Origin of the sequence: Zhongshania guokunii (assembly GCF_040892635.1) — a bacterium.
Classification (GTDB): domain Bacteria; phylum Pseudomonadota; class Gammaproteobacteria; order Pseudomonadales; family Spongiibacteraceae; genus Spongiibacter; species Spongiibacter guokunii.
Map to the genome: position 1 here is coordinate 82,231 of NZ_JBFRYA010000004.1, position 23,042 is coordinate 105,272.

Annotated in this window: 21 protein-coding genes; 9 read left to right on the forward strand and 12 right to left on the reverse strand. The window is 51.8% G+C overall.

Translation table 11 applies throughout. The features are described 5' to 3' along the window. Positions 1–69: 69 nt before the first annotated feature. From cobO to AB4876_RS05820, 6 genes are all read left to right on the forward strand, one after another. A complete protein-coding gene (cobO, locus tag AB4876_RS05795; RefSeq protein ID WP_368380701.1) occupies positions 70–678 on the forward strand; it encodes a cob(I)yrinic acid a,c-diamide adenosyltransferase in 609 nt (202 codons plus the stop codon). Next, a complete protein-coding gene (locus AB4876_RS05800) occupies positions 672–1,559 on the forward strand; it encodes a cobalamin-binding protein (RefSeq protein ID WP_368380702.1) in 888 nt (295 codons plus the stop codon). Before cobO ends, AB4876_RS05800 begins: the two co-directional genes overlap by 7 nt. After that, the gene (locus AB4876_RS05805) at positions 1,546–2,544 is read left to right on the forward strand and encodes a FecCD family ABC transporter permease (protein WP_368380703.1); all 999 of its coding nucleotides are present in this window, start codon (positions 1,546–1,548) and stop codon (positions 2,542–2,544) included. Before AB4876_RS05800 ends, AB4876_RS05805 begins: the two co-directional genes overlap by 14 nt. After that, entirely contained in the window at positions 2,544–3,323 is a 780-nt protein-coding gene (locus AB4876_RS05810) for an ABC transporter ATP-binding protein (protein WP_368380704.1), read from the forward strand. Before AB4876_RS05805 ends, AB4876_RS05810 begins: the two co-directional genes overlap by 1 nt. After that, on the forward strand, positions 3,320–3,976 hold the full coding sequence (bluB, locus tag AB4876_RS05815) for a 5,6-dimethylbenzimidazole synthase (protein ID WP_368380705.1): 657 nt from the start codon (positions 3,320–3,322) through the stop codon (positions 3,974–3,976). Before AB4876_RS05810 ends, bluB begins: the two co-directional genes overlap by 4 nt. Before the next feature lie 311 nt (positions 3,977–4,287). Then, positions 4,288–5,751, forward strand: a complete 1,464-nt coding sequence (locus AB4876_RS05820; RefSeq protein ID WP_368380706.1) for a cobyric acid synthase — start codon at positions 4,288–4,290, stop codon at positions 5,749–5,751. A gap of 9 nt (positions 5,752–5,760) precedes the next feature. Here the strand turns inward: AB4876_RS05820 and AB4876_RS05825 are convergent, their stop codons facing one another. Together AB4876_RS05825 and AB4876_RS05830 are read right to left on the reverse strand one after the other, a co-directional pair. Next, positions 5,761–7,809 (reverse strand): metallophosphoesterase, encoded by a 2,049-nt coding sequence (locus AB4876_RS05825; protein WP_368380707.1) that lies wholly within the window; start codon positions 7,807–7,809, stop codon positions 5,761–5,763. Positions 7,810–7,893: 84 nt separating this feature from the next. Further along, on the reverse strand, positions 7,894–9,555 hold the full coding sequence (locus tag AB4876_RS05830; RefSeq protein WP_368380708.1) for an alkaline phosphatase D family protein: 1,662 nt from the start codon (positions 9,553–9,555) through the stop codon (positions 7,894–7,896). Between the two features lie 116 nt (positions 9,556–9,671). Here AB4876_RS05830 and AB4876_RS05835 point away from each other — a divergent pair, with 116 nt between their 5' ends. Continuing rightward, positions 9,672–10,112, forward strand: a complete 441-nt coding sequence (locus AB4876_RS05835; RefSeq protein ID WP_368380709.1) for a hypothetical protein — start codon at positions 9,672–9,674, stop codon at positions 10,110–10,112. Positions 10,113–10,140: 28 nt separating this feature from the next. Here the strand turns inward: AB4876_RS05835 and AB4876_RS05840 are convergent, their stop codons facing one another. The 3 genes from AB4876_RS05840 to cobU are packed head-to-tail and all read right to left on the reverse strand — an operon-like array spanning position 10,141 to position 12,331. Continuing rightward, positions 10,141–10,752, reverse strand: coding sequence for a histidine phosphatase family protein (locus tag AB4876_RS05840; RefSeq protein ID WP_368380710.1), 612 nt, complete (start codon positions 10,750–10,752; stop codon positions 10,141–10,143). Beyond that, positions 10,745–11,791 (reverse strand): nicotinate-nucleotide--dimethylbenzimidazole phosphoribosyltransferase, encoded by a 1,047-nt coding sequence (gene cobT, locus AB4876_RS05845; protein WP_368380711.1) that lies wholly within the window; start codon positions 11,789–11,791, stop codon positions 10,745–10,747. The genes AB4876_RS05840 and cobT overlap by 8 nt, the downstream gene beginning before the upstream one ends. Positions 11,792–11,815: 24 nt before the next feature. Further along, complete coding sequence (gene cobU / locus AB4876_RS05850; RefSeq protein WP_368380712.1) at positions 11,816–12,331, reverse strand: bifunctional adenosylcobinamide kinase/adenosylcobinamide-phosphate guanylyltransferase; 516 nt, start codon at positions 12,329–12,331, stop codon at positions 11,816–11,818. A 97-nt stretch (positions 12,332–12,428) separates the two neighbouring features. Here cobU and AB4876_RS05855 point away from each other — a divergent pair, with 97 nt between their 5' ends. Further along, positions 12,429–12,983 carry a cob(I)yrinic acid a,c-diamide adenosyltransferase gene (locus AB4876_RS05855; RefSeq protein ID WP_368380713.1) on the forward strand — a complete coding sequence of 185 codons (555 nt, stop codon included), beginning with the start codon at positions 12,429–12,431 and terminating at the stop codon, positions 12,981–12,983. A 289-nt stretch (positions 12,984–13,272) separates the two neighbouring features. Here the strand turns inward: AB4876_RS05855 and AB4876_RS05860 are convergent, their stop codons facing one another. The 4 genes from AB4876_RS05860 to AB4876_RS05875 form a co-directional block, all read right to left on the reverse strand. After that, on the reverse strand, positions 13,273–14,154 hold the full coding sequence (locus tag AB4876_RS05860) for an ROK family protein (protein ID WP_368380714.1): 882 nt from the start codon (positions 14,152–14,154) through the stop codon (positions 13,273–13,275). Positions 14,155–14,190: 36 nt separating this feature from the next. Continuing rightward, positions 14,191–15,045 carry a regulatory signaling modulator protein AmpE gene (ampE, locus tag AB4876_RS05865; protein WP_368380715.1) on the reverse strand — a complete coding sequence of 285 codons (855 nt, stop codon included), beginning with the start codon at positions 15,043–15,045 and terminating at the stop codon, positions 14,191–14,193. A gap of 3 nt (positions 15,046–15,048) precedes the next feature. After that, positions 15,049–15,597 carry a 1,6-anhydro-N-acetylmuramyl-L-alanine amidase AmpD gene (gene ampD, locus AB4876_RS05870; RefSeq protein WP_368380716.1) on the reverse strand — a complete coding sequence of 183 codons (549 nt, stop codon included), beginning with the start codon at positions 15,595–15,597 and terminating at the stop codon, positions 15,049–15,051. 127 nt (positions 15,598–15,724) lie between these two features. Beyond that, positions 15,725–18,019 (reverse strand): DUF1631 domain-containing protein, encoded by a 2,295-nt coding sequence (locus tag AB4876_RS05875; protein WP_368380717.1) that lies wholly within the window; start codon positions 18,017–18,019, stop codon positions 15,725–15,727. 253 nt (positions 18,020–18,272) lie between these two features. Between AB4876_RS05875 and nadC the strand changes: the two genes are divergently transcribed. Then, positions 18,273–19,115, forward strand: a complete 843-nt coding sequence (gene nadC, locus AB4876_RS05880; protein ID WP_368380718.1) for a carboxylating nicotinate-nucleotide diphosphorylase — start codon at positions 18,273–18,275, stop codon at positions 19,113–19,115. Here nadC and AB4876_RS05885 read toward each other — a convergent pair. The 3 genes from AB4876_RS05885 to AB4876_RS05895 all read right to left on the reverse strand — a co-directional run bounded on the left by AB4876_RS05885 (position 19,105) and on the right by AB4876_RS05895 (position 22,904). Continuing rightward, the gene (locus tag AB4876_RS05885; protein WP_368380719.1) at positions 19,105–20,979 is read right to left on the reverse strand and encodes an LTA synthase family protein; all 1,875 of its coding nucleotides are present in this window, start codon (positions 20,977–20,979) and stop codon (positions 19,105–19,107) included. The two genes, nadC and AB4876_RS05885, sit on opposite strands and share 11 nt — an antisense overlap. Positions 20,980–21,076: 97 nt before the next feature. Further along, positions 21,077–21,565 carry a pilin gene (locus AB4876_RS05890; protein WP_368380720.1) on the reverse strand — a complete coding sequence of 163 codons (489 nt, stop codon included), beginning with the start codon at positions 21,563–21,565 and terminating at the stop codon, positions 21,077–21,079. A gap of 142 nt (positions 21,566–21,707) precedes the next feature. Next, positions 21,708–22,904, reverse strand: a complete 1,197-nt coding sequence (locus tag AB4876_RS05895; RefSeq protein ID WP_368380721.1) for an O-antigen ligase family protein — start codon at positions 22,902–22,904, stop codon at positions 21,708–21,710. Positions 22,905–23,042 lie beyond the last annotated feature (138 nt).

The window sequence follows — 23,042 nt, forward strand, 5'->3', positions numbered from 1 at the left end:
TATTGGTCTTTGTCTTTCACGCCGTCTCGGGCTTACGCACGTGGCGGCGAATATTTAACAGGTGATTATATGACGACCCTGAGCGACGAAGAAAAACACCAGAAACGCATGCAAATCAAAAAGGCCATGATCGACGAAAAAGTCGCGCAGGCCACCGAAGAGCGCGGGGTACTTATCGTGCTCAGCGGCCCCGGCAAGGGCAAATCTAGCTCTGGCTTTGGCACAGTAATTCGCGCCTTGGGCCACGGCTACAAAGCCGCGGTGGTGCAATTTATTAAAGGTACTTGGGACTGTGGCGAGCGCAATTTTATTCAACAGCGCTGCCCCGAAGTCCCGTTTATTGTGATGGGTTCCGGCTTTACTTGGGAAACGCAAAACAAAGAACAAGATCGTGAAGCCGCCCAGCAAGCTTGGCAGAAAACCAAGCTGCTCTTGCAAGATGAAACCATTCATCTGGTATTGCTCGACGAAATCACCTACGTTTTAAAATACGGCTATCTCGACGCCGAAGAAGTTTACGAAGCCCTGCGCAATCGCCCCCGTGAACAAAGCGTCATTGTGACTGGCCGCGGCGCGCCCGTACCGCTCAAACAGCTGGCCGACACCGTGTCGATGATCGACGATACCAAACACGCCTTTCACAGTGGCATAAAAGCCCGCAAAGGTGTGGAGTGGTAGCGTTGAAAACCACTGTTGCAGTCATTCTCAGCGCACTATTTGCAGCCGGTTCGGCGTTAGCCGACATCTGCGTGCAGGATGATAGCGGCGCCAACGTTTGCCTGAGCAAACCCGCCCAGCGCATTATTGCCCTGTCGCCAGGCGCTACCGAATTAGTCTATGCCGCGGGTGGCGGCGACCAACTGGTAGCCGCCGTCAGTTATTGCGACTACCCCGAAGCAGCAAAAGCACTGCCCCGCGTTGGCAGCTACAATCGCTTTGACCAAGAGGCGATACTGGCGCAAAAGCCCGACCTGCTAATCGCATGGATTGAAGGCAACCCCCGCGAGCAATTGGCCAAACTAAAATCTCTGGGCCTGACTATTTACTATACCCAGCTCAATGATTTTGACGACGTAAGCTCCAGCCTAGAAAGGCTTGGCAAACTCGCGGGCAGTGAGACACAGGCCAAACTCGCGGCGGATAAATTCCGCGCGGGTATTGCCGAACTAGAAGATCGCTACAGCCAGTCGGCGCCTGTTACCGTGTTCCAGCAAATATGGAGCAACCCTCTAATGACCGTTAATAATGAGCATATTATTAGCGAGGCCACCCGCATTTGCGGCGGCGTGAATGTGTTTGGCAATTTGCCTAATCTCAGCGCCCGCATCGACAATGAAGCGGTACTGGCCGCCGACCCCGAGGCCATCATCGCCGGTGGTATGGGCGAAGAAAATCGCGACTGGCTGGACGAGTGGCTGCGCTTTAGCGGCCTTACTGCCGTGCGTCGCAACAACTTATTTTTTATTCCGCCATCGACTATTCAACGGCCAACCCCGCGCTTACTCGAAGGCACTACCTTGCTCTGCCAACATTTAGAGACTGCCCGTGGCCGCCGTTAAATCCAGCCGCGGAGCACTGCCACGCTTCCTATTGCCGCTAGGTATTTTGGCCTTGCTTACGCTTGCCACCCTCGCGCTTGCAATCACCACCGGCAGCGTCAGTATTTCCAATGCCGAACTGTGGCAGGTTCTGAGTGGCGGCGGCGAACCGCTACACCGCACCTTGGTATTTGAACTGCGCCTGCCCCGCGCCTTATCCGCGTTTGGCGCTGGCGGCTTACTCGCCGTGGCTGGCGCCTTAATGCAAGTGCTGCTGCGCAATCCACTGGCCGATCCCTATATTTTAGGCCTGTCTGGCGGCGCGGCGGTTGGCGCCCTCACCTCTATGTTGCTTGGTCTGAGCGCCGCTGCTGTTTCTGGCTCGGCGTTTATCGGCGCCATGATATCGGCGGTCACCGTGTTTGGGCTAGCCCACGGCACCGGCAGCTGGACACCAACTCGATTACTGTTGACTGGTGTGGTTATCGCCTCGGGCTGGGGTGCGGCCATCACCTTTATGCTCGCCGTCAGCCCCAGCGACCAATTGCCGGGGATGTTGTATTGGCTAATGGGCGACCTCGCCTACGCCCGCTCACCGTGGCCAGCGCTAATCGTACTCGGCTTGATTTCTATTATTATGTTGCCGCTGGGGCGCAGCTTAAATGTATTGGCTCGCGGCCAAATGCAGGCAGCGGCACTAGGGGTTTCGGTACGGGCACTGGAGTGGACGATTTATATTGCCGCCAGCCTGCTCACCGCCTTTGCCGTGGTTACCGCTGGCAGCATCGGTTTTGTCGGTTTAATAGTGCCCCATATGCTGCGCTTAGTATTGGGCAACGACCAGCGCCTGATCTTGCCCGCCGCCGCCTTAGCGGGCGGCGCGCTGCTGACCTTGGCCGACACCTTGGCACGCACCTTGATCGCACCCGAGCAATTACCGGCAGGGGTGATTACCGCACTGATCGGCGTGCCCACATTCTTATACTTGCTACACCGGAGCCGCTAATGCTTGCGGCCAAAAATCTCATCATCGACATTCCCGGGCGCAGCAGCGGCACGCCACTGTCCTTCGAAATTAAGCCCGGTGAAACCTGGGGCGTACTCGGCCCCAACGGCGCAGGCAAAACCACCTTGCTCCACACCCTAGCGGGACTGCGCAAGCCCCGCAGCGGATCGGTGGAATTAGCGGGCAAAAATATTCAGCAACTGCGCCGCAAGCAGGTCGCCCAGCAATTGGCGGTGGTTTTCCAAAACAATGGCGAGGGCTTTCCCGCCACGGTATTAGAAACTGTGATGATCGGTCGCCACCCCTTTATTTCGCCCTGGGATATCGAGAGCGCCGAGGATTTAGCCATCGCCCGCGCCGCCCTGCAAAAATTAGAACTGGCCGATTTAGAGCACCGCCTGATTAGCACTTTATCTGGCGGCGAGCGCCAGCGTTTGGCTATTGCCACTGCGCTAAGCCAAACTCCTAAACTGTGGCTGGCCGACGAGCCCAGCAACCATTTAGACTTAAAACACCAAGTGCAAATTATGGAGTTATTAGCCGAGCAGGCGACGGCTAACTGCGGCATTGTGCTGTGCTTGCACGATTTAAATTTAGCGGCCCAGTGGTGCGATAAAATTTTACTACTCTATCCCAATGGCGATGCCTGCTGGGGCGATGCCGACACTATGCTCGCCACCCCCGCCTTAGAGAAACTTTATAATCAGCCCCTGCGTAGCATTGTTAGCGACGGCCAGCGCTACTTCATTCCCCTGAGTAGCAGGAACTCAGGTTTATGAATCCAAAGGCCAATAACAACGCCTATAAGCAAGCCGACATCGACACGGTGTATCGGGTGATTGCCGAACGCCGCGACATGCGTCATTTTTGCGGCGGCGAAGTGCCCCACGACACCTTAATGAAATTACTTGGCGCCGCCCACCTCGCGCCCAGCGTCGGCCTAATGCAGCCCTGGCGCTTTATTCGAATTCAAGATCCCGAGCTGCGCAATGCGCTTTACAACACCGTGCAAGAAGAGCGCATTAAAACCGCCCACGCCTTAAACGAGCGCGAAGACGAGTTTATGCGTTTAAAGGTAGAAGGCGTTAAAGACTGCGCCGAGCTGATTGTTGTCGCCTTAATGGATCAGCGAGAAAAGCATATCTTTGGTCGCCGCACCTTGCCGCAAATGGATTTGGCTTCGGCATCCTGCGCTATTCAAAATCTGTGGCTGGCGGCCCGCGCCGAAGGCTTGGGCATGGGCTGGGTGTCGCTGTTTGATCCCGAGCAAGTAATGCAGCTGCTAAATATGCCCAGCGGCAGCCTACCCATTGCCATACTCTGTCTTGGCCCTGTAGCAGAATTTTACCCGCGACCGATGCTAGAAACCGAACAGTGGGCCAAGCGCCAAGCGCTCGAGGAACTGATTATGCAAGACGGCTGGCAAGACTAAGGTGCAGGTCTGGCGCCGGACGTGGGAGGTCAGACGCGGAGGCTGCAACACGCTGGATGGGAGACGGGAGAAGCTAAGAGCATTGGGCGGACGTCAGGTGTCGGAAGTCGGACGAACGAATTAACGGTCTACGCTAGACGGGAAACGGTAAACGCTTAAAACTCTGGTCGGAGCTCAGTTGAAGGGCGGCAAGGTCTTGCGGCTGGTCCACTTACGTCCGACACCTGACGTCCGACGTCAGACTAATTTTTAGCGTTCTCCGTCCAGCATCTCCCGTCTCCCTAAATATTTAAATTAAGTGACACACAGCTATGACCCTAACATTAATGATTCAAGGCACTACCTCGGACGCGGGTAAAAGCGTAACGGTTGCCGGCCTATGCCGTGTTTTTAAGCGGCGTGGCCTGAGTGTTGCCCCGTTTAAACCCCAGAATATGGCTTTGAACAGCGCGGTGACCCCAGAGGGCGGCGAGATTGGCCGCGCCCAAGCGGTACAGGCCCAAGCCTGCGGTCTGCCGCCACACACCGATATGAATCCGGTGCTACTCAAGCCCAATAGCGATACCGGCGCCCAGGTGATTATTCACGGCAAGGCGCTGAGCAATATGGAAGCGCAGGATTACCACGCCTATAAAAAACGCGCCATGGCCGCGGTATTAGAATCCCATCAGCGGCTTTGCCAACAGTACGATGTCATTGTAGTAGAGGGCGCAGGCAGCCCCGCCGAAATTAATTTGCGCGCCAATGACATTGCCAATATGGGCTTTGCCGAGGCGGTGGATTGCCCCGTTGTGATTGTGGCCGACATTGATCGCGGCGGTGTGTTTGCCCATTTGGTCGGCACTTTAGATTTGCTGTCGGCAACCGAACAAGCGCGAGTAGCAGGCTTTATCATCAATCGCTTTCGCGGCGACATCGCCCTGTTGCAATCGGGCCTCGACTGGCTAGAAGAGCGCACCGGCAAGCCGGTCATCGGTGTGGTGCCCTATATTCACGATTTACATTTAGAAGCCGAAGACGCTATCGACAGCCGCCAAACCCTTAGCGAGAACGCCATTAAAGTGGTGGTGCCGGTGTTCACCCGCATCAGCAATCACACCGACTTCGACGTTTTGCGTCTGCACCCGCAGGTCGATCTAAAGTTCGTGGGCAAGGGCGAAGCGATACCGCCCTGCGATTTAATTATTCTGCCCGGCAGCAAAAGCACCCGCCGCGACTTGGATTATTTGCGCAGCAACAACTGGCACAAAGATATTGAAAAACACCTGCGCTACGGCGGCAAGGTCTTGGGGATTTGCGGCGGTTTTCAAATGTTAGGCCGTGCAGTACATGACCCCGACGCCATCGAAGGCGACGCCGGATCAACTGCCGGCCTTGGTCTACTCGACATGGAAACCACCCTCGGCAGCAGCAAAACCCTGCGCCAGGTCAGCGGCCATTTATGGGCAGAACAAGCAAAAATACGCGGCTATGAAATTCACGCCGGCATCAGCACTGGCTCTGCACTGGATACGCCCTTTGCCGATTTAGGCAGCCACCGTGACGGCGCCCGCAGCCGCGACGGCCAGATTATTGGCAGCTATTTGCACGGCCTCTTTGACGAAAGCGACACCCGCGACAGCCTGCTTAAATGGGCAGGCCTCAAAGAAGTTGCCGCGCTGGATTACGCGGGAGTAATTGAAAGTAATATCGACAGACTGGCGGATTGTTTAGAGGCTAATCTGGATATTGAAGCCTTGCTAAGACCTCTCACAAGACCTAACAAAGCGCAGTAGACCAACAAATTAAAGCGTAAACGCGGCAAACAAATCATCCAGCGCCGACAAAGGCAACATACCCAGGCCCTGCAAAACCGATGGCAAGACCTGTGTATCTATGTGGTAGGCCGCTTCTTGGCTCACGAGTAGCAATCCTGTGCCTAAAAATTTGGGGCCAAGACCAATCGCATCACTCACCTCACTTGGCGCATATTCTTCGATAGGCACAACATTGAGCAAGATATTGGCGAGTAGATCATCGGTGGTCGACACTAAAACTTGGGCCATTTCGCCACTATCAACATTACCCGTTGCATCAATTAGGCGAGTAACGTCAAAAAGTAATTCGGACAATAAATCCAGCGACCCACCGGCGACCGGCACGCTACCACCTTCCTCAGCAATGCCGTCGACAATGTTTTGAATATTGCTGGCTAAATTACGCAGGGGATCGGTAAGGCCGCGCAGATCTGCACTCGCATTCTCATCATCCGCGCTAGGTGACTCGCCGCCAAACCGCTCTAACACTGCACTAAGTTGGTCTAGCGGCGCAGGCAAGGCTTGGCCATCGGCGGGAATAAGGCTGTCCTGCAAACTTTGTAAAGCATAAAGCAGCGACTGGCTGGCGCGGGCCGCACCGGCCAAGGCTAAATCTGGATTCTGTTCAGTGGCGGCGCCCTGCAAACCCGTAATTAGCGAATCGGCAACTTCCAATAGCGCAGTACCGGATTCACCCACTCCCGCCACAAGGCGGCTAATATTTTCTTCGGGAATGGCCGCAGCAAGGCTGTTAAAGCCGCTGCTAAATTGCGTTTGTACCGGATCGAGGTTACCGGTTTCGCCGTTAACGTCGAAGCTGTCGTTAGCTTGCAGTGGGCTAGTAAAACCGTCTGATTCTGGCAAGCCCTGCGCAGCTTGCTGGCTTTGCTCGCGGCGGAATGCCGGTTCGGGTTGGCTTAGCGAACCCAAGCCCAACGCGGGGTCGGTGGGGTCCACTTGGTAGATTTCGCCCACCATTTTGTCGCCCTTAATCTCGACCCAGACAAAACCATAGCTATCGCCTTTTTCATAGAATACGGGGTTATCATCGCGGTGCTCTAGGCTGCGGGTTTTACTGGCCGCACCCGAGAGAATAAAGCCGGTTTTACCGCAGGAAGCTACGGGCATCAGCCACTGTATATCATGGTCGTGGCCAGCAAAAAAGAAGTCGGCTTTGTCGCACACGGTTTCTTCTACAAAAGCCTTGTAGCGCTCCCCTGCCAACACCGGCGCTACAAAGGCCGGAGCGCCGTCGTAATTACCCGCATTGCCATGGGAGCCGTTAGAGATATAGGGGTGATGGGCAAACACTATTTTCCATTTGGCTTTACTGTCGGCCATCGCCGTCTTTAACCACTGGGCCTGAACCAAGCCGTAGTTATTGTAAGAATAGTTTTCGTCACTGTCCGGGAAGCCGCCGGCGATTTGATTGGAGTCTACGCCAAACAATTCCACCAGTGGCGCGCCGGCCTCACCACCTTGGGTGAAGCGGTAGTAGCGCGACGGCATTTTCCAGCGCGAGGTTTGCCGCGGCGAATCAGGGTGCTGGCTATCGCGGTAGTGGTAGTCAACCTCAAAATCACCCTTGGCATTATTGGCGCCATCGCCGCCAAAGAAACCGCTGTTATCGTGGTTGCCAAGTACAAAGTAAAAGGGCAAATCAATGGGCGCAAAAGGCAGCTCAAACTTCTCTTCAAACTGGGGGTCCAGCGCCGAACTCACCCCAGATTCGTAAATATTGTCGCCCAAGCCCAGCACCAAATCGCAGCCCCGCGCCGCGCACACTTTGGCCACTGCCTTGCCAACCGCATAGGCACCCTCGCTGCCACTGCCGCTGTCGCCCAGTAGTATCATTCTAACTATTGGCTCTTCAACTGCTGGAGCATCAACAACTGAATCTGACGTATCCTCAACTGGTGCCACCACCGGCGCACTATCAACAGCCGCCGAAGGTTTGGAAGAGGAACCACCACAGGCGGCCACATTAAGCAGTAATACAAGTAAGCTCGCTTTGCCTAAATAATTTAATTTATGCATGATTTTTAAACGCCAAAAGTGTGTGATATTCGCTCTATGTAGCTATGGTTTAGCCTCGGATTTAGTCCCGAGTAAAGCGGCGATTTATGTCTTAGCTCGCGACAGCGGCGTGTCTTCTTTTAAGCGGCTGCTGCCGCTCTCCACCGCCAAGCTTTTAACCTTAACTGACTCCTGCCCAGACAGTTCAGCCGTATCGATATCCTCGGCATAGTAAAACTCGGCTTGGGCGCGCTGATGGGTAACGTCCATCAATATAAAACCGTGATTTTTTAAATCGGTGTATTTCATATGAGGATTAGCTACCGGCAATACCGCCGACACTGCTTCTGCGGCGCCATCTGGAAAGCCCGGCGAGGTCACACTGGGAGTAACAAACTCCACGCCCAGCGGCTCTTCAAATACCCCCGATGTTAAAATAGCGCTGCTTTTATAAAGCTCATTAGCCCAGCTGCTGTGAATATCCCCAGTTAACACCACCATATTTTTGATGGCATTTTCTTCCACAAAATCCAGCATCTCTTCGCGCTCACTGGGGTAACCGTCCCACTGATCCATATTCACTGCCACCAGTGGACTAAAGTCCTCGGTGGGCACACCTGGCAATAAACGCTGAATTTCCAGCAATTGCAACTGGGCGAACATCACCTGTTGGCCGACAATCTTCCAGGTGTTTTGGCCAGTGGCCAATTGGTTTTTAAACCATTCTTTTTGTGCTTGGCCGAGTAAGTCGCGGGCATCGGCTCGCGCCGGATCAGCGGGGTTATCTAATTGTTTAATCCGGCCTTCAATACGAGTGTCCAACATAATGAAGTCAGCCAAGTCGCCGTAGCGGAAGCTGCGATAAATACTGTCTTCACTTTCCGCCGGCGGCCGAATAGGCAGCCATTCAAAATAAGCCTGTATGGCCTGCGTCTTGCGCTCGCGCCATTCACCCTCGCCCTCGTTGTGGTTAGCGGCGCCGTCTTTATAGGAATTGTCGGCGGTCTCGTGGTCGTCCCACACCGTGATAAAGGGATGAATCTGATGCACCGCTTGCAGATCGGCATCGCTGCGGTAGTGGGCATAGCGACGACGGTAATCGTCTAGCACCAGTATTTCGTGGCTGGGGTCGAGCAAGCGGCCTGCATTGTCGCCATACTCGCCGTCGCCGTATTCGTAAATGTAGTCACCCAAGTGAAGTACAAAATCTAAATCGCTACGATTGGCGATCATTCGGTACACCGAGAAATAGCCATGCGGGTAGCTACTGCACGAGCACACCGCAAAGCGCAAATGCTCGGCGTATTGACCAGGCATGGGCAGGGTCAATGCACGGCCAACCGGCGACTGCTGCTGACCAACCGAAAAGCGATACCAATAATGCTGTTCAGACAATAAGCCAGCGGCGTCGAACTTAACGGTATAATCTCGCTCGGGGCCTGTGACGAAGTTTTCGGCCAGTACAATACTCGCAAACTCGGGGTCTTCGGCAACTTCGCAAAGCACCGTGATACTGCTCGGCGCGGCCTCGTCCCGCACGGTCTCACTCGGTGTAAGCCGAGTCCAAAGAATAACGCGATCGTCTAAGGGATCACCGCTGGCGACACCGTGTAAAAACGACACCGAAGGGCTAGGCGCACTCGAGCTAGCAGCTGGCGCCACCGAACTCTTGCCGGTACTTGAATTGCTGTTGCTGCCGCAGGCTGTCAGTATAGGCACAGCAATAGAAACAGTGCTCATGGCGCGGAGGAAATGGCGTCGATTCACGTATAACTCACTCGTGCTGTCTTTTAAAAGTAACAGCACTATAACCAAGCTGTGTTACAAATTAATGGCAGACTTAAACAGCAAGCATGACCAACCCAAACCGAGACCAGCGATCAATGTATAAAGCTTTTATGATTTTCTTTTGCGCGGCCCTTATCGGCTGCAGTAGCAAGCCTATTCCCTTTACCGACTATATTGTGAGTAATTCGCTGCGCGATAATTTGATGAGCCTTGCCGAGCCGCCGATATTTAGCATCGAGGAAATTTCAATTTTAGAAAGCCAGCACAGCGGCGACAATGGCAGTGCGACCATTGATGTGCGCCTGCTATTCCCAGAAGATTTTGACACCGTCACCACCCTGCACAAGCTAGAGCCTTTTAATATGGCCTATAAGCAGTACCAAAGCAGTTTTGGCAAATTCGCCGCAGGTGAGCAGCAGGTCCATCACGCCCAGTACCAATTTCAGCGGCGCGACGGCAAGTGGTTTATTATTGGCAGTCGCGCCTTGTCGCCACCGGATATTATTGCGGTTCAAGCAGAAGCGGTCATAGATTAGCGATTAAATTTGCAGCGCTCAGCGCGCCTTAAAAGTGGCTCGCCAACTGCACCCAGGGCGCCTTGCCTTCTTGGTGATAAATACTAAAGCGGCTTATGCCCGCATAGGGCACATTGATACGTGTCATGGCGCCCATGGGCATACCGAGAAAATGACACATCATTACCCGAATTACCGCGCCGTGCACCACTAGCAACACCGACTTGCCCTGATGCTGCTCCACAAGCTCATCTAGACCAGTAGTAATACGCTGACAAAAATCGGGCATGGCCTCGCCATTTGGCGGACTCGCCTCGGCAGGCGACTCCCAAAACTCAGCCCACTCGCGGGTAAAACGCCGCCTCGCCTCTGAGTGGGCTAAGCCCTCCCAGTCGCCAAAATGCATTTCGCGCAGATTATCCTGCACTGTCAGCTGTGTAGCTCGCTGCGTGGATAAATTCTCTGCAAAGCGCAGGCAGCGCTGCAATGGCGAACTCACAATATGATCCCACTGCACCTCACCCAAGGCAGCGACCTTATCGCGCATTTGCTGCCAGCCTAAGTCGCTTAGCGCCACATCGGTGCTACCGCGAAAAATTTCACCGCCCTCACAGGCGCCGTGGCGCAGTAAATCAATATGGGTTTCTGTTATCTTAGTCATTACCGCGACTTACCCCGGCTTGCTCAAAGCTGGCCATTTCAATTTGCAAACGGCAGGCCGCCTGCATAATTGGCAGCGCAAGCGCCGCGCCAGTGCCTTCGCCTAAACGCATATCTAATTGCAAAAGCGGCTCCGCTTCGAGCTTATTCAATAGACGGCTGTGACCCGGCTCAGCGGAGCAATGAGAAAAGAATAACCACGGCCGTATAGAGGGGTTAATTTTTACCGCTGAAATCGCTGCTGCGGTGCAGATATAGCCATCCACCAGCACTACAATACCACGCTGGGCAGCGCGGATATAAGCGCCGGCCAAGGCATTGATTTCGTAACCGCCAATGCGCCGTAAGACCTCTACGCCGTTTTTCATATGAGGTAAATGACGGGACATCGCGCGGGTTACTACCGCCGCTTTTTTTGCCAAAACTTGATCACTAATACCGGTGCCACGGCCAACCATGGCGGTGGCCGACAAGCGGGTGTGGGCTACCGCCAATGCGGCAGCAGCAGTGCTATTGCCAATCCCCATTTCGCCGCCAATAAACACATCTATGTCGCCAGCTTGATCGATAATACCCCGCCCCACGGCCAGCGCTTCTTCGCACTGTTCTAGAGTCATGGCTTCGGTAACACACATATTTTGGGTGCCCGCGCCCACTCGCAAATCCTGCACATTGGGGAGGTCTTCTAGCGCATAAACAGTGCCGACATTCACAACCGTAAAATCAATGCCCATCGCTTTTGCTAAGACGCTGATCGCAGCGCCGCCATTGGCAAAATTGCGCACCATCTCCGAGGTAACCGTTTGGGGGTAGGCCGAAACATCTTCGGTGGTAACACCATGATCGCCGGCAAATACCGCAATCAAGGCTTTATTTGCATGGGGTTCCAAGGTGCGCTGAATCGCCGACATTTGCACCGCGACATCCTCTAGACGACCAAGGGCACCACGGGGTTTGGTTAAACTATTTTGCCGCGCAATTGCCGCCGCCCGCATCTCTTCGTCGGCCTCAGGTGCCGCTTCCTCATACCAATGACTCATGTCTAATCCCTTTTGACTTCTATCTTAATTTTTTAAAATTTGCTCTAAGCCCGCAGTAACAAATACCACTCTATTGGCTATTGCCGCGATATCTTGGTGCAAGCGCCCCGATTCATCCACAAAGCGGCGAGTGAGCGAGCCCATGGGCACAATCCCCTGCCCTACTTCATTGCTAACCAACACAATATGGCCCGGCGCCGCTTGCAAAGTATGCAAGAATTGCCCCTTCACCTGCTGCCAACTGTCATCATCCTCCTTGGCCAGCCAATTACTTAGCCACAAGGTTAAGCAGTCCACCAATATAGCTGTATTAGGGGAGGCGTATTGCCGTATCGCCGCCGACAAGTCCTCCGGCGCCTCTACAGTACGCCAATCATCAGCTTGGCGCTGCTGTTGATGATGGCTTATTCGCGCCGCCATCTCGGCGTCCCCTGGCGTAGCGGTAGCCACATAGATGCGCTGTAAATTCGCTGCACATACTCGCTCCTCGGCCAATCGGCTTTTCCCCGAGCGGGCACCACCCAAATACAATTCCAGCAAGAGTACACTCCACAACAAGGCCGAGACTGCCACCGTTTAGCGATCTGACGTATAGTAAGCCGCATATTCTACAAGACTGGGCTTCATTGAGGGAAATATGGGACATCGATTATCCAAGATTTACACACGAACCGGCGATGACGGCACCACCGGCCTCGGCGATGGCTCTCGTATCGACAAAGATCACTGCCGCATGGAAGGCATAGGCACCATCGACGAAGTGAATTCTTTTATCGGTTTACTCATGGCCGAGCTGCCGCCAGCAGACCCCTACTCGCCATTACTGGCTCGCATTCAACACGATTTATTTGATTTGGGCGGCGAATTGGCAGTCCCTGGCTACACCATGATTAGCGCCGAGCGTATCGACGAATTAGAAGCTAGCCTCGACGAATTAAACGCCGATTTACCGCCCCTAAAAAACTTTATTCTGCCAGGAGGCAGCAAAGCCGCAGCGCTCTGCCATATGGCCCGCGCTGTTTGCCGCCGCGCAGAGCGCTGCTTGGTTGCACTGAGTAAAACCGATGAAGTGAATGCCACGGGCCGCAAATATTTAAATCGTTTATCGGACTTTTTGTTTGTGATGGCGCGCTTGCTCGCTCTGCGTAACGGCGGTCAGGAAGTGTTGTGGGTGCAGGCCGATAAGCGCTAGAGGGCTGAATGCTTAACGGGAGACGAAAGACGCAAAGGCAGTTTTTCGGTTTATTGGTATACGACTGGGCTAAAGCGTAACCTCACCGGCCAGCCGTACAATTCAATTTTTTTAAGGTCGTCGCCCTTACGTGCGCGAGGGCCATGTTTTACGTCTTCCGTTCAGCAAATAGCTTAAGCGACGACCTCTGATTACGGTGTTTTTTTGTCATACGGCAATAACCGTCTTCCGTCTCCCGTCTCCCGTCCAGCATTACGCAGTTACCACAGTAGTTTCGACGTCAGACTACTTATTCCCCCCACAACCACGCGGCGCCGCGCACGCCGCTGCTATCACCGTATTTTGCAGGCAAGAGTTTAGTCACGCAGCGGTCGCTAAAAACGTAGTCGTTCCAATACAGTGGAACCGTTTCGTAGAGCTTTGCAATATTAGAGAGCCCGCCGCCCAGCACTATTGCTGCGGGGTCGACGATATTGATCACTACCGAGAGTGCTGAGGCGAGTTGTCGGCAGTAAACATCTAACACCGTATTGGCGAGCGCCTCGCCCGCGTCGGCACGTTTTACAATTTCCGGCACGAGCATGGCTTCGCCGCCTGCATTGCTGTAACTACGCGCCAAGCCCGCGCCGCAGAGATAGGTTTCAACGCAATCGACACTACCGCAGTAACACGGCCGGCCCTCCCTGTAATTTGGCATTGGGGTATGCCCCCACTCCCCAGCTATACCATTAGCGCCACTCAGCACCTGCTTATTAAACACAAGGCCACCACCGGTGCCTGTGCCAAGGATAACGCCAAATACCGAACTGTAGGCTGCGCCAGCGCCATCTACGGCCTCAGACAGGGCGAAGCAATTCGCGTCATTACTAAAACGTACGATGCGCCGCAGACGAATACTAAGATCCTCGCGCAGCGATTCGCCGTTAATGCATTGGGTATTACTATTCTTCATGCGGCCGTTCACCGCTGACTCAGCGCCCGGGCCGCCAAGCCCAACACTGGCACGGCCACCGGCGCTCGTTTCTAAGCGTGCGACTAGCTCTGCGATAGCGTCGAGAATGGCTGAATAATTTTGCGGTGTAGGGACCCGCTCCTTGGCTAACACAATACCCTTAGAAGACAGCACAACACCTTCGATTTTGGTGCCGCCAAGATCAATACCCATTCTCATTGTCAGCCCCTTTATTAACTACAACTACGCGGATAACTATAGCAGCTGCAATACCGCCACCACGCAAATCCAGCACAACAGGCTGCGCGACAATAAATGTTGCACCGCTAATAATTCATCCGCCGCAGATTTAACAAATAGCTCACCATCAATCTGTCCCTCGGGCACAAAGGTCGGCAGCGCTTGCATACCAATATCGTCTAGCACTTCGGCACTGGGTTGCTCACTGCGCAGCTGCTGGCGCCAAGCGCTAATACCGGTATCGAAATTGGCGACAATGGCGAAGGCTAAGCCCAATAAGCGCACCGGCAGCCACTCTAGATAAAACAGGGCATTCGCGGCGCGGTCGCGATCTTGTTGGGGCTGACGCTCACTGCCCGCCAACATAAACAACAGGCGATACGCCAGTGCTCCAGCGGGGCCGAGCAAAACAAACCAAAATACCACTGCAAACCAGCGTTCAAAACCCTGATAGAACACCGCTTTACGAATGCTGACATGCAATTGTGAGGCGTTGTCGATGCCACTCTCGCAAAGCTCAGTGCTAAATCCGCGGCCGTGCTGAAAGGCGCCCTCCAGATCACCGCGCTGCCAACTGTTTAAATAGAGCTTTAGTAATATCTGAAAATCACCGCGACCCAAGCTGTACAACAAAATAATCACGCTAAGTAAAAACGCCGGCAAACCAAACAGCAGAGGGCTAAGCAACCAGAGTATTACAAATATCGCGATGACGGGCAGCGCAAACAACACCAACAAGCGCGCCGCGCTGGCGGGTATTTTAGCGGTCAATAATTGCAGACGCTCAAACCAAGCGTCTTGCTGTACAACGCCGCCGCTCCCCCAAAACTGCACCGCCGCCCAAGCAATTAAAATTGCAAAAAATTCCATGGTTTATTCCAATGCGTTTTTATAATAAGTCCAATCGAAGGCTGCACCGGGGTCGGTTTTCCGTCCTGGCGCGATGTCATTATGCCCAACTATGCGCTCAGGTGTTATCGCCGGATATACGCGGCACAGCGTTTGGCTAATGGTAATAAGCTCACAGTACTGTTCATAGGTGTAAGGAATATCGTCACAGCCCTCTAGCTCAATACCAATACTAAAATCGTTACAATTTTCACGCCCAGCAAACTGGGAGACCCCAGCGTGCCAAGCGCGATCGGCAAAGGACACAAACTGGCTAACCTCGCCCTGGCGATTGATAAACAAATGCGAGGAAACCTTTAGGTCTCGCAAATCCAAAAAACTCGGATCAGCCCCGCAATCTAAACAATTAGTAAACAACTCACGAACTTGACTGCCCCCAAACTGCCCGGCGGGCAAGCTAATATTGTGAATAACCAACAAACTGATATCGCCATCGGGCGGCCGGTCATTGAAATTGGGCGAGGGATGCTTGGCGGCAGGACTAAGCCAACCGGCACTATTTATGATGTACATGCCACTACCGCGCTCTTAACTGAAAGGTGCCACTGTAAAGCAACACAGCAAAAGCACTTTGCAGCTGGTGATTGCAAAGTGCTTGGCCAAGATTACACGGAATATAGTGGGACTGTAAAACGTGGACTTAGAGTGGTTTGTCTTTCATATCGCGTAAATTGCTAATGACCGACTCAAGGGCACGGTCGAATAACCGGTCGTCCTCGATCAAAAGTACCGATTTCTTGCGCAGCGCCAGCTCAAGCTCATCGCGATTAAATTCTGCGACTTTAATCCCCGAGCGGTTAACAAATATATAACGGCCAATGCCATTGATCACTGCCGCTAGGCGGCAGCGCAACATTTTGCCGTCGTCCTGCTGAAAATCGACCCAGTTACCCACCCGTAAAGACTGCAGACGAGAAACCGATTCCGCTTCGCTCGCCTCGACTTCAGCGGCACTTTCTGAGGTAGCCTCATCGCTTTTTGATACTGTGATTGAGGCATCGGGTGATGCTGACTCCAGTTCATCACTGCCATCGCCAAGGCTTTGGGCCAGCGCGGCGTCAAGGTCGGCAATATCTGGCTCTGCAGGGCTGGCAGGCGCAGATGCCGGTGCGGTGTCTTTACGGCTTAACTTGGCAAGGTGTAAACGCTCTAGTTGCTCAAACCACTGAGCGGTCTCAAAGGTATTCAAAGACACGCGATTGAAACCCAAGCGCAGGGTTTCAATTAATACCGGTAGCGCCGAGATTAATTCGTTGCGATGCCCGCTGTCACTCGAAGGCAAAACACTCCACAGTAAGCGGTCAATTAAGCCGGTATCTTCCACAAAGCGCTCGCTGCCTTTGCCATACTGCACATAACTAAGAAATAGCACTTTGCTCCAACCTAGCTGCAAAATTTTTGTCAGCACGGGCGGGCAATCGACCCCAGCCAAGCGAGATTCGAGCACGCCAGCGATATACATGCGCGCGGCTTCTGCTGAAGCACGACCATCTTCGGTATCTACAGTGCGACGCGCGACCAGCTCGGCGCGGCGCTTAGCTTTTTCATTAAAGGTAATAAACTCTTCGTAGGCATCGACAAACACTTGGGTATCAACACCAAAATCACGCAATACCCGCATCACTACTTTTTCAATTTCGCGGTACAAGGGATCTTTGTCGACGCCGGCAACCGGCGACCAACCAATGCCCGCACTCACTAGAGCACTGAGTAACTTGCGCGCTGGATGCTCTTCGTGGGCGAAAAAGCCCTTGTCGAGCATCGCCATTTTTAAGACCGGAATTTGCAGCCTAGCGATCAATCCCTTTAAGGGCTCGGCTAAACCATCACCGTCTAAAATATATTGGAACAAAGCACCAACAAAGTTAATGGTGTCTTGATCGCGCTCGTAACTGAGCGCCGAAGCATCGGTGCTGGCAACGCGCATCACCTGCGACAAGCGCGCAATCAGCTTTTGTGCAATCGCGGTAAAATCGACACTGGCTTCGCCGTTCAGGGAAATTTGCACGTTAAACTGGGCAAACTGCTCGTTCTGCATATCTTGCAAAGCAACCATAAACGAGGGCTTAGACACCGCAGCTTTTGCGCTGCCGGCTGCCGACTCTTTACTGCCACCCAACATCGAGTCGAAGGCGTCAAACAACTGCGTAACCAGCTCGGCTGACTGAGAGCTTTGCTCAGCGGACTCATCACTTGCAGACGCCGCGCCGTCTTTCGCGCCAAACTCGTCTTTAGATGCCGACTGGGTATTTTTCGCCAACACGTCGACGGGAAGCCCCTGAGCTTGCAGCACTGGGGTGAGCGCCTTATAGAAATCACCAAAGGCACTGATAATCTGGGTATCAAAGAGCTTGAATAAAACCAACCTAGCCTTGATATCGATATCTAAACTCTGACAAGCAACACCCAGCGCCGCGGCTATTTTAGCGGGCCCCATCGGCAATTCTTTTGCGGCAACCACAGGGCCATTACTGGCCTGCTGCCATCCTGTGCACAGCACCCATATTTCCTGCAAAAATCGGCGTTCGGCCTTTTTCGCCATGCCTTCCAGCGCCACCAGCTCTTCCAGCGCTTCAGACTCAAGCAGGCGAAGCTTGGCCTTGCCGCTCTCTAGCGAGTTGGCCTTGTGGCTGCTACTGTGAAAATGAAACCCTTGGGTAAAAGACTCGGTAAAACCAACTTCAATGGCCTGCCTATTTACCCGAATTTCGCGCATCGCGTCAAAATACAGGTGTTGCTCACGGGCGTTACTCGCCTCGTCAGCCAATTCAAACAAGGCATCGTCAACATCGTCCAGCAAACCGCAAAGACGATCATTTAAAAACAAAACACACTTATCACGAATCGCGGCGAGTGGCGCGGACAGGGCAGCATCAGTCGACGTCGGCTCGCGCCGCGACTGTAAATCTACTACCTTGGGTGACTGATCAACCATAATGCTTTCGCCAAAATTTTAAAGTAAACGCAGGAAATATAAAGCGTAAGCCACTGAACTGTCGAGCAAAAGCACAACAATGACTCAATATTCACGTGAATGACATAGTTATACGGCAATTCCACCCCAAGCAACCACTGTTACAACTACTTACTAGTCTTCTGTAAACATCATGAAAATAGGCAGGCCAAGGCATGTGCTGGTAGAATAGCCGCGCTCCGAATTATCTTGCCAATAACCCCGGAAATTCAACATGCAGTTCACAGCCCAATTACAGCGCGACATCACGGAAACCGTGGCCTTCGCCCTTAAAGAAGACATCGGTAGTGGCGACATCACCGCCCAACTTATCCCCGTGTCGCAGACCGCCAAAGCCCGCATCATTACCCGCGAAAACGCGGTGATTTGCGGCACCGAATGGGTGAACGAGGTCTTTCGCCAAATTGATAACTCCGTCACAGTTCAATGGCACGTCGCCGACGGCGACCTCGTCAAGCCAGACCAACTGCTGTTCGAACTAACAGGCTCGGCCCGCTCACTGCTCACCGGCGAGCGCACCGCCCTCAACTTCTTACAATTACTCTCTGGCACCGCGACCATCTGTAAAAGCTACGCCGATATTGTCGCCCACACCCAAGTGCGCCTGCTCGACACCCGCAAAACCATCCCCGGCCTGCGCACCGCGCAAAAATACGCTGTTACCTGCGGCGGCTGCCACAACCACCGTATTGGCCTATACGACGCATTTCTTATAAAAGAAAACCACATCGCCGCCTGTGGGGGCATACCCGCAGCTATCAGTGCAGCACGAGAAATCGCGCCGGGCAAACAAGTCGAAGTAGAAGTAGAGAACTTAACCGAGCTAGAAATCGCCCTAGCAGGCCAAGCCGACATCATCATGCTCGACAATTTCAGTTTAGCCGATATGAAAACCGGCGTTGAATTGACTGCCGGAAGAGCCAAGCTAGAAGCATCTGGGAATGTCGATGCCTCCACCTTGGCGGGGATTGCTGAGACTGGTGTGGATTATATTTCGATAGGCGCGTTGACCAAGCACGCTCAGGCGGTGGATTTGTCGATGCGGTTTAATCCATAAATACTTTTTTATTGTGGTAGCGGATAAGGCTAAATGCCTTGTCCATCAAATCAGGATCGGCGGGTTGCGCGCTAAGCACCGCCCCATTTTTTTGCAGCAGATTACCTGTCACTTTTTGGCAGCGCTGCAGCTTATTAATGTCGGGCAATAACTCACCGTACTCTATTGCCACGCAATCTTGCTGAATCCCTGCACAGCCGGCACCTTCAACATAGCAGATGGTGTCGTTTTTCCGCACCACAATATCGCCCTGCTTCATCATAATAGCCCAAGGATTTTCGACCGTTTCAAATAAATTTTTACCCACAAAAAAATCGTCGTAATCTTTTACTCCCAACATATTCAGCACTGTTTCGGGCAGGTCTATTTGACTAGCGGTATCCGTCAACTCCACTGGCTCTTTAATATCTGGATGGTAGATCAATAAAGGCACCCGAAAAAACTCTTCATTTTTTTGTAGTAATGACTTATTTTCCTCATCGTCAAAAACCCAAACACCATGATCTGCAGTAATCACAACTATCGTATTATCGTAGAGCTTAGATTTTTTAAACGCCGTCCAAAACTTACCTAAAGCGTAGTCCTCATAGAAAACGGCATTTTTATAATTTCCATACACTTCCGATGCATTTTTGGGGTTAGCGTGTTCTGCTACTGGCACAGATATACCCCAATCCCAAGCATAGGGATAATGACTACTAACCGTCATGAAATGTGCAAAGAATGGTTTATCTCCTTTTGAAAGCAAAGTATCGAGCATAAACTGATACATATACTCATCTGAAATTCCCCAGCCGATTTTCGGCAGACGCCCACCCATGCCCCCGTCTTCAGGAAAATACATATTTTGAAAGCCTACAACAGGCAGGAACTCATTACGGCTATTGAACGATGCCGTATTCCCATGGAAATACGATGTATCGTAACCACGCTCAGCAAGAATTTTGGGTAGACAATGTAAGTTTTTTATCGCATCACTAGACTTAGAAATTGGCGGCGTAGCATTATGATCAAAAATACCACACCAACTGGCAACTTCACCTTTTATTGTGTAATTGCTATTAGCGTAGAAGTTTTTTGATACGATTAAGGTTTTAGCAAGTGCATCAATATTCGGTGTTAATTTATCGCCATTTCCGTATTCACCGACTAATGAAGCCCTTGTAGACTCAAGGACAATGTAAATAACGTTATACGCTTGCTGCTTAAATAAAACTGCCCCTCTATCTTTCACTGGCAAATTTAAACTAGTGAACATATCGGACGCTAAAACCTCTTCACTCTCTATCCCCGAATTTGCATAATCGGAAACAAAGAATGCATGCAAAGGGTGAACATAAGATGGCTTCAGTATTGAGATATTAAGTTTGGCATACGATTCAAGCGTAAAGTTGGCCACAAAATTAAGCACCATCGCGACCAACAACAGTACTAATCCAGTAACAAAGGCGGGTGCTCCACGTCTTGCTGGCTTACGATAAAAGAAAATTGATAGCGCAACAAAAAAACAATTGAAAATAAAGAGATAGATGCTTTCACATTTATATTGAAAGCTTTCTAACGACTTTAGAGCAGCAACAATATCGCCACCAAGACCGAGTGATTCGTAATTATAAAAAGACTGGAAATACTGGAAATACCACCAATTACTAACACAAATTAAAAAAGAAAAGCACGTAAAGCCGATCAAATACAATGCAAAGGTGACTCGTCCAAATGGAATTAGCAGATACGCCATAGCAAGACCTAACGTAAACACCATGCAATCACTAAGCAATCCTAATGGGTTCGGATTAAGAAAACCAAAATAAGAAAAAAATGAAGTGCCAATCAGTGATAACAACAATGCTATTCGAAATATCAAGCGAACATTACACCTTTAAAAAATTGCCGAAAAAAAGGGAGCCTAAGCTCCCTTTTCCGAAATAATAGCTATTTCACTTACCAATTAAGCAACATAATTAGCCTCGGCATGAACCAGGCAGGTACTGTTTAGGGATAGTAGTAGCTGGAGTTGCCGTAGAATCGCCACAAACCCACTGAAAAACAGCATCACCTTTATCATCAGCCCAAGTCATCGCAGCCTTACTGCTATCTGCTGGGTACAGTGTAAGAACATCAGCAGAACCAGCTGTTAATTCAGCAATACCCTGTGAAGTTACAACAATAGCGCCATCAGCGGTAGTTTTGACACTTTTAACGTACTTAGATGAACCACCTGCAGCGCTAGACTCACAACCCCAACCATTAGCCGCGGGAGTTGCTTCACCAGATTGATAGTACTCAGTTATAGCCGTACGGCAGGTAGATGCTGCTAATACGATTTCTGATGCTTTAGCACGCACGGTGTAATCCTGATAAGCAGGAAGTGCAACCGCAGCCAAAATACCGATAATCGCGATTACGATCATCAGTTCGATCAATGTAAAACCTTGTTGAACTTTTTTCATTGTTTTCTCCAAGCGAACAAAATTTAAATTGTTTGACGATTGAGAATTTACCAATCAGATCTAACTGAGCATTTACCATGCCAGTATCTTCAGCCCTGAAACCCTTGCGCTCATCGCAACGAATGCAATTTCCAACAGAAAACTAGCTATTTACCGGCACTAACTGACACTTTTCGTCAGTTCTGCCACTAAAAACCGCCGCACCCAAGCAAATGGCAAAGCACAGCGCCATGTAAAAACTGGCCTTACCATGATAGAAGGTACCATCGGTTAAACCATGAACGGCGAGCGCCACAACAATAGTAGCCGCGCCTAATATCTCAGCATTAATTGACGAAGCCGACACTCTAAGGCGGGCAAAAGCCTGCCGAAGACCATATAAAAATAATGACAGAAACAGCGTTGCTCCCAGTGCCCCCCACTCAACCAAAAACTGAACTATTGCATTATGCGGCATGGCGGTATTTCGCCACTTACCAGGAATAAACAAATAACTCTGCGAGCCCAGTCCCAAAAACCAATCATCGCGAATAGCCGCGAGCGAATACAGCCAGATGCTTAGCCGACCAGACGACAGCCTATTAGCATTTTCTGCTGCAACCGAGCGGCCAATCGAATTTGAAACGCCATTCCAGCTAAAAGCCGCCGCAAAATGCGCCGCAATCAAGGCACAAACCACCACACCCAGTGTTATGACGAGTAATCGCCGATCAATTATGAGCTTTTGCCTTACCCAAACAAACACAACACCTAGAGCGACGAGCGCCGACAGCATCGAGCCTCTGCCACCCAACCAGAACAGGCAAGCAGCGACCAAAAACAAGGCTGCACCAATGAAAACTCGTTGCCGAGGCAAGGGTTCACTTAGCAGTAAAAAAACTCCTGCCAACACGGCTACGAGCATATTGTAACCTGCATGACGCGCATGCCCCACAAAGGGGAAACGACTAAACCACGCACTTGATGTATGGATACCTACCTCAGGGCTAAAATGCCAAACTGAGATAGCCTGCATTACAACAAATGCATTGCTTAGCAGAAGAACATAAAACACCAAACGTAGCGGCGGCTGATATAGCCGCAAATAGACGAGCAAGCTCAAAAAGAAGAAAATATGGAGTATAGTTTCGTAGTATCGCGCCCGGCCGGTACTTAAATACGCTAAGTTATAAGGAGACAACAGCAACGACAAGGTAATACTAAATAGCCATGCGCCTAACAACACACTCACAATAGGCCGAGATTTTATTAATGTTACAAAGGGCTTTACACCCACACCAACGACACAAGCGAGCACAAACACCAGTTCATGCAACATCACGATATGAGAATTACCCAAGTCCCATATCCCAGTTGTAACTGAAATACTGAATAACAATGCAAGCAATAGCAAATACAACACTGACCCGGGTCGCGTGGTATCAAATCCAAATACCGTCCGAGATGACTCTACAAGCATACGATTAACCTTCAATGA